The organism is Hydrocoleum sp. CS-953, assembly GCF_002260545.1.
In the GTDB taxonomy this organism is placed as follows: Bacteria; Cyanobacteriota; Cyanobacteriia; order Cyanobacteriales; family Microcoleaceae; genus Trichodesmium.
In genome coordinates this window covers 1-11,754 of the sequence record NZ_LGSU01001384.1, presented here as the reverse complement: position 1 = coordinate 11,754, position 11,754 = coordinate 1, and the positions used below count along the sequence as shown (strand labels likewise).

9 protein-coding genes and 3 pseudogenes are annotated in these 11,754 nt (G+C 38.0%); 4 read left to right on the top strand and 8 right to left on the bottom strand.

The window, feature by feature from the left end; genetic code table 11:
• Nucleotides 1-312: 312 nt before the first annotated feature.
• The 3 genes from AFK68_RS46665 to AFK68_RS27195 form a co-directional block, all read right to left on the bottom strand.
• A complete protein-coding gene (locus AFK68_RS46665; RefSeq protein ID WP_143438342.1) occupies nucleotides 313-672 on the bottom strand; it encodes a DUF4277 domain-containing protein in 360 nt (119 codons plus the stop codon).
• A gap of 9 nt (nucleotides 673-681) precedes the next feature.
• A partial coding sequence (locus AFK68_RS27200; protein ID WP_246844497.1) for a DUF4277 domain-containing protein occupies nucleotides 682-976 on the bottom strand: 295 nt, incomplete at its 3' end.
• A gap of 315 nt (nucleotides 977-1,291) precedes the next feature.
• Nucleotides 1,292-3,853 carry a GUN4 domain-containing protein gene (locus AFK68_RS27195; protein ID WP_094676718.1) on the bottom strand — a complete coding sequence of 854 codons (2,562 nt, stop codon included), beginning with the start codon at nucleotides 3,851-3,853 and terminating at the stop codon, nucleotides 1,292-1,294.
• Nucleotides 3,854-4,226: 373 nt separating this feature from the next.
• On the opposite strand from AFK68_RS27195, the pseudogene AFK68_RS27190 reads away from it, so the two are divergent.
• A pseudogene (locus tag AFK68_RS27190) lies at nucleotides 4,227-5,412 on the top strand (RNA-guided endonuclease InsQ/TnpB family protein).
• 325 nt (nucleotides 5,413-5,737) lie between these two features.
• Here AFK68_RS27190 and AFK68_RS27185 read toward each other — a convergent pair.
• Nucleotides 5,738-6,064 carry a hypothetical protein gene (locus tag AFK68_RS27185; RefSeq protein ID WP_094676716.1) on the bottom strand — a complete coding sequence of 109 codons (327 nt, stop codon included), beginning with the start codon at nucleotides 6,062-6,064 and terminating at the stop codon, nucleotides 5,738-5,740.
• Between the two features lie 214 nt (nucleotides 6,065-6,278).
• Complete coding sequence (locus AFK68_RS27180; protein ID WP_256386665.1) at nucleotides 6,279-6,410, bottom strand: transposase; 132 nt, start codon at nucleotides 6,408-6,410, stop codon at nucleotides 6,279-6,281.
• Nucleotides 6,411-6,628: 218 nt separating this feature from the next.
• On the opposite strand from AFK68_RS27180, the pseudogene AFK68_RS27175 reads away from it, so the two are divergent.
• Nucleotides 6,629-7,181: pseudogene (locus AFK68_RS27175) on the top strand (IS5 family transposase); the annotation flags it as partial.
• Between the two features lies 1 nt (nucleotide 7,182).
• Nucleotides 7,183-7,464, top strand: a 282-nt coding sequence (locus tag AFK68_RS42680; protein ID WP_246844496.1) for a transposase, incomplete at its 5' end; no start/stop codon positions are given.
• Between the two features lie 370 nt (nucleotides 7,465-7,834).
• Here the strand turns inward: AFK68_RS42680 and AFK68_RS27170 are convergent.
• From AFK68_RS27170 to AFK68_RS46660, 3 genes and pseudogenes are all read right to left on the bottom strand, one after another.
• On the bottom strand, nucleotides 7,835-8,173 hold the full coding sequence (locus AFK68_RS27170; protein WP_256386664.1) for a transposase family protein: 339 nt from the start codon (nucleotides 8,171-8,173) through the stop codon (nucleotides 7,835-7,837).
• 38 nt (nucleotides 8,174-8,211) lie between these two features.
• Entirely contained in the window at nucleotides 8,212-8,595 is a 384-nt protein-coding gene (locus AFK68_RS27165; protein ID WP_210407650.1) for a transposase family protein, read from the bottom strand.
• Between the two features lie 323 nt (nucleotides 8,596-8,918).
• Nucleotides 8,919-9,125 (bottom strand): annotated as a pseudogene (locus tag AFK68_RS46660) (zinc-binding dehydrogenase); the annotation flags it as partial.
• Nucleotides 9,126-9,338: 213 nt separating this feature from the next.
• Between AFK68_RS46660 and AFK68_RS27155 the strand changes: the two are divergent.
• Nucleotides 9,339-10,811, top strand: coding sequence for an aldehyde dehydrogenase family protein (locus AFK68_RS27155; protein WP_094676710.1), 1,473 nt, complete (start codon nucleotides 9,339-9,341; stop codon nucleotides 10,809-10,811).
• Nucleotides 10,812-11,754 lie beyond the last annotated feature (943 nt).

Below are 11,754 nucleotides of genomic sequence, written 5' to 3'. Positions count from 1 at the left end.
AATTCTGACTTCCTGCCCAGACCCAAAACCTCCAAACAATAACCCCAATCCAAATCCTAATGCCAAAAAGAAAAAATCGTTCCAACCCATTCCACTAAAAATACTAAATTTTTTAACAGTACCTTAAAATTTTATAGCACTATGCAAATAGGGCGCGGACATTTATAAATGCTCTCTCCAAGCATCAGGGATTACTTTTGACTTTTGTAGGGGCGAATGGCCATTCGCCCCTACAATATCTAAAATTACACCAATGCTACCGGATTTGATATAACCTATTTGCCTAGTTCTATAAAATTCATCCGAAAATCTTTATTTTGCGGGCCCGACGGAGGAGAGTTCCGTCACCAGTTTAAAAGAAGAGATGACCTGATCCAGCTGCGCGTGCGGCTGCAGATGCACGGTGCAGGCGTAGACGCCCGGACGCCCCGGAGTTTCGCGCACCGAGACTTGCCCCTCGCGCAGCGGGTATTTGGCTTTTTGCTCTGGCGACGCGCCATCGACGGCAGAGCAAAAGTTCGCCGAAAACCCATTTAACAGCATTCCTTTTACCGCTTGACCCCCTGTGATATTTGCGGGTAATTGTTCTCCAAGTAATTGATTAATTTTTTGTTCTATACCAATTTCATCGATAATTCCTGCGACCAAACCTAGCTGGTCTATGTTCCTCACTTTTAGTGNGATAAAGTTGGTCTAATACTCTTCCTAATCTATCATCATTAAAATACTCTGTTTTCACCCCTTTTCCAATTAAATGTTCTATAGCTTTTCCCTCAAAAAACTTACTAAATAAATATAGTGGAGATGAAACTAATCCTAACCCATTTAACAGCATTCCTTTTACCGCTTGACCCCCTGTGATTTTTTCGGGTAATTGTTCTCCAAGTAATTGATTAATTTTTTGTTCTATACCAATTTCATCGATAATTCCTGCGACCAAACCTAGATGGTCTATGTTACTCACTTTTAGTGACATTTTCTCCTCTTTTTTCCTCTTCACCTTTTGTCTAGAATTACAGTTTGAGGTTTTTTTTTCTTGAGTCTAAATACTTACTCAAGTTTTCCCCTCTTTATGTACTACATTTTGTCGTGCGGAATGTGGGNTACAGTTTGAGGTTTTTTTTTCTTGAGTCTAAATACTTACTCAAGTTTTCCCCTCTTTATGTACTACATTTTGTCGTGCGGAATGTGGGCTGAAACGTTAACAGTTTTTAGAGCTAGGGTTTAAATCTCCTTCTAATTCTAAACGTTTACTGCTGACTGCTGACTGCTGATTGCTGATTGCTTATTATTAAATATTACATTTTATTAGTTTATCCATCAGATAATGATAGGGAGCAAGTGCAGCACTTGTTCTTTCACGATGGGGCGCAGGAAGATGACCTTTTGGTGAATTTTCGGGAAAATTAAAGGCTAGCTCATTATATTTTAACCAGTTATCTTTTTGATACCATCCAACAGCTTTCCCAAAAAGTTTATAGGGTTCCTCTTGAAAATTTTTTGGCTTATTTCCTGTTTCTAAATAGATTGGTTTTTGTACAGTAAAACCAAAATATCCATTAGAATTTTTTACCCAAAGTTGGTCTATTTTTTTGAGGTCTGAACAAGGAAATTTAGAGATTGAAACATTGTCTAACCATGCTTCTGATTTTCGGTTAGCAACTTGAAGCATAATATTTTCTGTTTCCTGATCTGCTTCTTTCCACTTTCCTTCTGCAAGCAGCTTTTCTAGTTTAGAGTAATCTGCGTTTGATGCACTCCAGACTTTAATAGTTTTGTCATCGCTACTACTAATAATATGCTGTCCGTCGGGACTAATAGCAATAGATGTAACCACCCATTTATGACCTGTGAGAGTGTCTTTGAGATTGCCAGTTGCTAAATCCCAAATTTTGATAGTCTTGTCTTCGCTACCACTAACAATAGTTTTACTATCTGAGCTAATAGCAACAGACCAAACCTCCTTACTATGACCAGTGAGAGTCTGTTTGAGACTACCCGATGCCAAATCCCAAACTTTAATCGTACCGTCAGCGCTACCACTAACAATAGTTTCCCCATCTGAGCTGATAGCAACAGAAAAAACTTGGTCATTATGATCGGTGAGAGTAGCTTTGAGGTCTCCTGTTGTTAAATCCCAAACCTTAATCGTACCATCACCACTACCACTAACAATAGTTTTTGCGTCGGGACTGATGGCAACAGAATAAACAACATTACTGTGAGCAGTAATAGTGATTTTAGAAGTGCCTGTTGCTAAATCCCAAACCCTAATCGTACCATCAGCACTACCACTAATAATATTCTGGTTTTCAGGGTTGAACGCAACAGAATAAACCGAGTTGCTATGACCATTCAGAGTAGTTTTGAGAGTTCCTGTTACTAAATCCCAAATCTTAATTGTGCCGTCAGCGCTACCACTAACAATAGTTTTTTCATTAGGATTAATAGCTACTGAAAAAACTCGATCGCTATTATCAGATATAGTCCCCTTGAGACTACCAGTTGCTAAATCCCAGACCTTGATGGTTTTGTCATAGCTACCACTAACAATAGTCTGTCCATCTAGACTGATGGCAACAGAACGCACCCAGTCATTATGACCAGTAAGAGTGTTAATTTCAGAAATATTTGTGGCGTAGGAGATACTATTACGGTTTGGTGAAGGTAAAAATTTTTCCCCCTTGCTGAGAAGTTTTTCTCTAATTTTTATTTTGGGATCGTTGGGGCGAGGTGATAGTGGTGGTAGGGGTGGTAAGGGTAGTGGTAAAAGTTTTTCCTGGTCTTGATCGTTGAGGGTAGGTGATGGTGAAGATGTTTCTTTTTGCCTAAGAATATTAGGAATAATAATAATAGAAGCCAAAATAGCACCGCCAGCAATACCTAAGCCTATTTTGACCCAACTGCGGGGGAGAGTTAGTGAAGGTTGTGGGATAAATGACGGTGAACCAGAAGGAGGAATAGTTGGTTGTTCATTATTAACCTGATTTTTATGTATTAAAACAGTTTCTAGCTGAGATTGACTATTAACATAATTATCATCATTTAATTCGACCATTATTTCATCAATAGTTTGATAACGATGCCTCCAATAATCGGCAACCATTTTATCTAGAACTCTACCCAATTTTTGGCTGACATTAACTTGGTTTTTCCAGATAAGTTCACCAGTTGATTCGTCTTTAGGTAATCGACTTGCTGGCGTTCCTGTTAATGCTTCAATAGTCATAATTCCCACAGCATAAATATCGCTACAAAACCTCGGTTGACCTGCTGCTTGTTCGCTGGGCATATATCCAGGAGTTCCTACTGCTATTGTGTGAGTTGTATGACCTCCAGTTGTTACAGTTAATCCTTTAATTTCTTTGACTGCTCCAAAGTCAATTAAAACTATTTTTCCATCAGATTTTCTCCTCATAATATTTTGGGGTTTTAAGTCACGATGAATTACATTTTGTTGATGTACATACTTTAAAACTTCTAAGATTTCAGTTAATAGTTGAATTGCTTGTTCTTCACTAATTTTTTGCCCTAGATAAATCTCTTTTGTGAGGTCGTTACCTTGAATAAATTCCTGAACGAGATAAAATTGTCCGCCTTCTTCAAAGTAGGCAAATAATCTGGGGATTTGAGAATGTTCTCCCAGACGTTGTAATGTTATTGCTTCTTTTTTAAATAAAGTTTTAGCAATTTGAAACACTTGTGGTCTGGGGTCTGATGGAGCTAATTGTTTAACAACACATTTAGGATGATTGGGAAGGTCTAGATCGGTAGCTAAATAAGTGGTGCCAAAACCACCTTTGCCTAAATCTGATAAAATTTTATAGCGGTGTCTAAGTGTTTTGCTAGTCATTGTTTTTTTGATGAATTTATATCAATTTTTAGGAGTCAGGAATCAGAAAATAAGTTACAGTAGTTTAATCTTCTAAATATTGTCAGGCCAATTTATTCTTTATAGCGCTACGCGCTAGGGAATAGGGAATAGGGAGTAGGGAATAGTAAATTGTCAAAGGGTTTTTCGTATAGGGAAAAGCTCCGCTAACAGGATTTAGAAATGTCCTAACCTTAATGCATAGGGCTATAATTATTCGCTCATTTTACCGAAAAAATGGGTCTAAAGCCTCGCCCTTATAGGACGACTTTCTTTGTGGAAATATTTTTCAAATAATTGTTTTATCTGAGGAAATATGTGATAAAATAATACTATAGAAACAAAAAAGATAGCAATGTTAGTCAGAGAGGCCAAGTTATTAAAAGGGACATCAAATCAATATAAATCCTTGGATGAAGCTATCAGGACAGCACAGTTTATTAGAAATAAAGCTGTCAGATATTGGATGGACAACCAAGGAGTAGATAAGTCACGTTTATACAAACTGAGTAAAGAATTAGCTAGTGAATTTGCTTTTGCAAACAAATTAAATTCATCAGCTAGACAAGCCTCAGTAGAAGTAGCTTGGACTTCAATTAGCCACTTTGATCGTCGCTGCATTTGAAGGAGCAAAAAAGAAAGGGTATCCTAAATTGAAAAAGCATTGTCGGTCTGTAGAATATAAACAATCTGGCTGGAAACTGTCAGACGATTGTATGTTTATAACTTTCACCGATAAGTTTAAATCTGGCAAGTTTTCTCTATATTGTAATTCAAAAACAAGAGAAGATTTGTTTAGGTTAAAAATTAATCGGGTGAGAATAGTTAGACGTGCAGATGGGTATTATTGTCAATTTTGTTTAGACGCCAATAGAAAAGAAGCAGGAAATTATACTGGTGATGTTATAGGTATTGATTTAGGGTTAAAATATTTCTACAAAGACCAAAATGATAATGCTGTTGTTTATCCTCAATATTTGAGGAAGTCAGAGAAAAAATTAAAACGTCGGCAACGACAGTTAAGTAAAAAGTTTGTGAAAGGCAAAAAACCTCAATCAAACAATTATCACAAGGCCAGAAAGAGACTTGGGTTATGTCACTTGAAGGTGAGTAGGCAACGTAAAGACTGGAGCATTAAACAAGCTATGGCTACGCCACGCTTCGCGAACGGTGCGTAGTGGCATCTAACGATGTTGTTGTCTATGAAGACCTGAAGATACAAAACATGGTCAAAAACCATCATTTGGCAAAGTCAATATCTGACGCATCGTGGTATCAATTCACGATAGGGGCTAGAATATTATGGAAAAATTTGGGATAAGGTAGTTGTTGCGGTGAATCCCAAATACACTTCGCAAGATTGTTCTAATTGTGGGCATAGAGTTTTAAAAACTTTGTCAACTCGTACTCATGTTTGCCCTAACTGCCAAACTGAAATATGCCGTGACACTAACGCAGCACGAAATATTTTGAGCCGTGGATTGGAAATAATAGGCATTGAGTGGAATCAAGGTACCGTAGGGCATACGGGAACCTCCTAGTAATAGGGAACGCTTTGGGAGATAACGATCTGGTGCTAATGATGGNCGTAGGGCATACGGGAACCTCCTAGTAATAGGGAACGCTTTGGGAGATAACGATCTGGTGCTAATGATGGGCAACTTGCCGATCGTAAGTTGTGTCGATGAGCAAAGAATCACATAAGCGTGAGAATCCCCGTGCCTGACAGCCGGGGAGTATGTCAAAAGAAATACAGGAAAGCCACACTCAACTACATTATTAATTATTAGCTAAAAAATATATTTTTGCTCTAACTCTTCTTGACTTTCACGGGCGATAGGCTCCCCTATCTGACTTCTGACTTCCTTAAGGCTTAAGAGGTACAAAGTCATAGCGATCGCTAATCTTCACAACTTCTACTAATTGAATATCACCATCATAGTCACCAGAGTCTAAAAATTTCACTGCTCTCAATGCTCCAGGTGTAGAAAAGTTTGATGATAACTCCTCCCGAACACCTTCACGAGTTGGTTGAGCTTGATCGTCGATTGCTTTCCCAAGAGCTTGAAGTGCATCATACGCACTAATTGTTCGCCAATTCACGCTTGAAGTTCCCCACAGCTTTTGAGAGCGTTCTGGAAAATCTGAACCTGCTTCATTTACTTCAATATCCCATGCTATAGCTACAATCATTCCTACAGCACTATCTCGACCTTTCTCAAGAGTCTTTGCAGAGTAAACTTCATCCCCACCTAATACTGGTAAATTCCGTTCTACTAAACTTACCCAAACTTACCCATGCGGGAATTGCATGAGCTTTGGAGCTAGCTTCCTGTTTCACTGAAGACCACTGACCGCAGTCTGTTACACATCTTCTCCACAGGCTTAAAATCGGTGAGAACTCCACCTACTCCCAAACATAGTTTTCTAGGTTAACAGCAGCATTAAAGTCTCTGTCAGCTTGAAATCCACAGTTAGCACAATTATAAGTTCTCTCATGCAAAGGCATTTTCTGTTGATGTCCACATTGAGAGCTGATTTATAAAGAGAATCTAAAGAAAGTTTTTTCAAATGAATAATGGTGTTACTATTAATTATAGTTAAGCCAAACTATGACTAATGAGCCGTCTACCTGCGATCGCAAATCCTCAACGTCAACCATACTCAAGTGACCTGAGTGATGTAGAATGGGAAATACTTAAGCCTTTAGTACCTCAACCTAAGGGATTTGGCCATCCTCTAGNCAAACTATGACTAATGAGCCGTCTACCTGCGATCGCAAATCCTCAACGTCAACCATACTCAAGTGACCTGAGTGATGTAGAATGGGAAATACTTAAGCCTTTAGTACCTCAACCTAAGGGATTTGGCCATCCTCTAGAAGTGGATTTCAGAGAAATTTTCAACGCTATTTTCTATGTACAAAGGACTGGGTGTCAGTGGGAAATGATGCCTCATGATCTTCCTCCCTACAGCACAGCATACAGATACTTCAAAAAATGGCAACAACGGGGTCTTTGGCAACAGATGCATGACAAAGTACGTCAAAAATTAAGAATAGAGATAGATAGAGATAAAGACTCAACTGTTGCCATTGCTGATTCTCAGTCAGTCAAGACAACGGAAAAAAGGGGGAGGTATACGGTTTTGATGGTGGCAAGAAAGTTAAGGGGCGTAAGCGTCACATTGTAGTAGATTCCCAAGGACTATTAATAGGTGTTTTGGTAACCGAAGCGAATGCCTCAGAACGATTAGGGGCAGTCGTAGTACTTAATGAAGCTAGGGATAAGCTGTCGAAATTAGAGGTACTNGGAAGAGGGGGAGAGGAGGGGGAGGAGGGTAATAATTGCGCGAGTGCAGTCCAGCAAGTTTGTGGCGATCGCGTTAGAGTGGAAGTAATAAAAAGAACTGCCCAATCTTTTGAGCGACTACCTAAAAGATGGATTGTTGAACGTACTTTTGGTTGGTTGAATAGATTTCGACGCTTAAGCAAAGATTATGAGGTGTATTCAGATGTAAGTGAAGCCATGATTTATGGCTCTTTAATTCACCTTATGGTTAGACGACTAGCTAACTTAAGATTTACTTTATAAATCAGCTCTTAAGCCTTGCTACCTGTTCCCTGTTCCCAGTTAAGTAGACATCTCCGAAAATAGTCGAACACTTACTATAACTATCTTTCAGGAAGCGATATAGCTGCCGCTAGGCTCCGCCAACGCAAATGCTTAAGATAGTTAATTTTCACGGTAAACTCAGTGTTATAGATACTTACTATTAAAAACTAGCTCAAGAATAGCCATATTAATTTAATAATTGACATCTCTATCAAGGTTGGTTTAATACTACAAAATAAATGTACCTATTCGTAATCTAACAAGGCCACAAATAGTCTTAATTATTTGCGCGTATTTCTCAGGATTTAGTCTAAATCTTTCTTGGACTACCCGAAAGATTTTTAGTAATCTAATTATATGTTCGCTCAATTATTCTTTTAGCAGCAAGGTCTTTATTTTGAGACTTTTCCTGGCTGGTTAATTCTTGATTTTTGGGCTTTTTTTTAGGTGTTTTTATTGCTGATTCTCCCACATAGGCTTTATCCCCAGTAAATTTTTGTTTTTCAGAGAATTTCTGTTGTGTCTCACGAAAAAAATTTATGTCACTTTTTTTTCCTGGTTTTCCTGCTTCTACATCAACAATATCCTTACCTACAGGTAACACAATTACTTGACTTTTTCTTGTATGACTTTTTTTCTTTCCCGAATAATATTCTTTTTGTTTTTCATATTTTTTTGGTCTTTGTATGTCCTGTTCATAACTATCTACGATTAACTCATACTCTGTTAAAATTTCCTTAATAATTTCTTGGTCACTTGAGTTTTTTTTACCTGTTCTAATAAACTAGCTGGTAATAAATCTCCAATAATTGGCCACCAATAATTAAAGGTATCATTAGCTGTAGTTTCACTTACTCCGAATTGAATTCCTAGTAGTTGAAATGTTGTCAAATGTCTTAAGTAAGTTAAGGTTAAAATAATTTGTTCTGAGATGGATAATTTAGGTGGTCTACCACCACCAGAAGCAATTATTTTAACTTTTTTAGCTGTGGCTATCTCTTGCCTATTATTGTGGAGTTTTTCGGCTTGTTTTAATAACTTTTCTAACTGTTCATACCTGATGCCTAATAAACGTTCTGACTCTTGTGGATGCCATACGAATGTAGTCAAGCATACTGGTCATAATTAGCCACTAAAAATTACATTTTTTATTACTCTATCACAATTTATTGATTTTTCGGAGATGTCTAGTGTTCCCTACCTTTGCTATACAATACTGATGCTAGCGGAGATGATATAACATCGAAACAGGAAGCCCAACTAAACAGAAAACGCCGTTCTTTGCTAATAAACTCAAAGCTTTATCCCAATAAACTTCTGATGAAACAGCACTAATAAGTAAATCTACACTGCTACTAGCTGCTGCGATCTCTTNATTTATTGATTTTTCGGAGATGTCTAGTGTTCCCTACCTTTGCTATACAATACTGATGCTAGCGGAGATGATATAACATCGAAACAGGAAGCCCAACTAAACAGAAAACGCCGTTCTTTGCTAATAAACTCAAAGCTTTATCCCAATAAACTTCTGATGAAACAGCACTAATAAGTAAATCTACACTGCTACTAGCTGCTGCGATCTCTTCTTGACTGTTCCAATTACAAAAATGGTGCGCTCCAAATTCTTTTGCTTCTGCTTCTTTATCGGTAGAATTGCTCTAGCCCTAAGATAAATATTTAATGTACTAAAGCCTTACTACGGTGTTTAATTATAACTATTCAACTCGACATTATATCAGTATAAACCCACATTTCTATATATTTTTTTTGTTAAAAATTTCTAAAGTTTTTTAGACATAAAGACTACGAAGAGATAAAAAGGTTATATTCACGACAAAGTAATAGAAAAATTTATGGTAACTACTACAATACCAGAACAAAAGGTTAAAATTGGCCAAACCAAACTATTAATTAATAACGAGTGGGTAGAAAGTGCCTCTGGCAAAAGGTTTGAAACTATTAACCCTGCAACAGGAGAAGTTATTTGTGACGTTGCAGAAGCAGATGCACCTGATGTAGACAAAGCTGTAATAGCAGCCCGCAAAGCATTTACCAGTGGTGACTGGCCAAAAATGTCTGCTACCAAACGAGGTGAACTTATATATAAGTTAGCAGATTTGATGGAAGAAAATATAGAAGAGTTGGCAAGGTTAGAAACCCTGGATAATGGTAAGCCACTCAAAGAATCTCTCAATGGAGATTTACCTTTGGCGATCGCTTGTTATCGCTATTATGCAGGATGGGCGGACAAAGTTCAAGGCAAGACTATCCCTATCAATGGCCCCTACTTCTGCTACACTCGCCACGAACCAGTAGGAGTTGTCGGTCAAATTATTCCTTGGAACTTCCCTTTATTAATGCAAGCTTGGAAACTTGCCCCAGCATTGGCAATGGGTAATACATTAGTAATGAAAACTGCCGAACAAACACCATTGTCAGCCTTCCGGGTGGGAGAGTTGGCGGTGGAAGCAGGTTTTCCTCCTGGTGTAATCAATATTTTATCTGGTTACGGCCCAACTGCTGGTGCTGCCATTTCTCACCATAACGATATTGATAAAATTGCTTTCACTGGTTCGACAGAAGTAGGTCATTTAATCATGGAAGCTGCTGCCAAGAGTAACTTAAAGCGGGTGACTTTAGAACTCGGTGGCAAGAGTCCGAATATAGTGTTTGCCGATGCGGATATGGATGCGGCTATTGAAGGCTCCCATTTTGCTTTATTCTTCAATCAAGGTCAGTGTTGCTGTGCGGGTTCTCGTCTGTTTGTAGAAGAGAAATGTTATGATGATTTTGTTGCCAAGAGTGTAGAACGGGCAAAACGCCGGATGGTAGGCGACCCATTTGCTGAACGTGTGGAACAAGGGCCTCAAGTTGATGAAGAACAGTTTAATAAAGTGATGAGTTATATTGAGTCTGGTCAGCAGGATGGTGCCCAGATGTTATGCGGTGGTTCAAGAGTTGGCGATCGCGGTTATTTTATTGCACCAACTGTATTTGCTGACGTGCAAGATGAGATGAAAATTGCTCAAGAAGAAATTTTTGGTCCAGTAATGAGTATCATTAAGTTTAAGGATATTGATGACCTGGTAGAACGAGCAAATAATACGATTTATGGTTTGGCTGCTGGTGTATGGACACAAGATGTGAGTAAGGCTCATACTGTAGCTCATAGACTGCGGGCAGGTACTGTTTGGGTAAATTGTTATGATGTGTTTGATGCTGCTGCACCGTTTGGTGGTTTTAAACAGTCTGGTATTGGTAGGGAGAAAGGTGAGTATGCTTTACAGCAGTATACAGAGATTAAGACTGTAACTATGAAGATGTAGTTGGTGATTCATTACTTACTAGACTACTCCGAAAAAAAGTAGGGACGTTCCATGGAACGTCCCTACAAGAATATTTGTTGTTCTATCTTGACGGAAAAAACACTGGCTTCATAACTGAAGTCAGAAGGCTGAAGGCTAAAGTTAAATTTTTGCTGTGACTATATTTGAGAATGTTCGCGCCAGTAATGGCGACTGCTATATTTGCTTAATGATCGATTAAAATAGAAAAATACTTGATTTTTTTTACCTATTCCCTGTTATAGTGAGCCAGAGATTGAAAGTTTCTGGAAAGTCAGCGATGTTAACCAGNGGCTTCATAACTGAAGTCAGAAGGCTGAAGGCTAAAGTTAAATTTTTGCTGTGACTATATTTGAGAATGTTCGCGCCAGTAATGGCGACTGCTATATTTGCTTAATGATCGATTAAAATAGAAAAATACTTGATTTTTTTTACCTATTCCCTGTTATAGTGAGCCAGAGATTGAAAGTTTCTGGAAAGTCAGCGATGTTAACCAGGATGGTAGTTTATCTAAGGCTGAGTTTTTTGAGAATTTTACACAATTTTTGTTGTCATCTCAGATGAATAGTTAATTCGTTTGATTTCTGGAATTTTCTTAGTTCCAGAAATACTAATTTTATTTCGTCATTATAAACAAATTTTTGTTTTTCTTCTTGAAATCAGTTTTAGGATTAATAAATCTCATTTCTTCCTCCTTATTATTCAGAGAATTGTTAGCAAAAATTATAACACTTTTCAGATAGGTAAACCCAGTCCAGACGACAACCTTTGTATAGACGTTCTATGGTAAGTCTGTACTGTGGTTTACTCACATAAAAATTTTTCGGCGAGTTTTTGAACCACCTGCGATGATAACATCAACACCTTCCAGAAGTTCTGCTAATTCTTCTTCAATACTAATCTGCTGCATGTGTGCTAGCAGAAT

Coding starts and splice junctions, on each gene's coding strand:
- AFK68_RS27195 (WP_094676718.1), bottom strand. CDS start 3,853: ATGACTAGCAAAACACTTAGACACCGCTATAAAATTTTATCAGATTTA.
- AFK68_RS27155 (WP_094676710.1), top strand. CDS start 9,339: ATGGTAACTACTACAATACCAGAACAAAAGGTTAAAATTGGCCAAACC.
- AFK68_RS27185 (WP_094676716.1), bottom strand. CDS start 6,064: ATGATTGTAGCTATAGCATGGGATATTGAAGTAAATGAAGCAGGTTCA.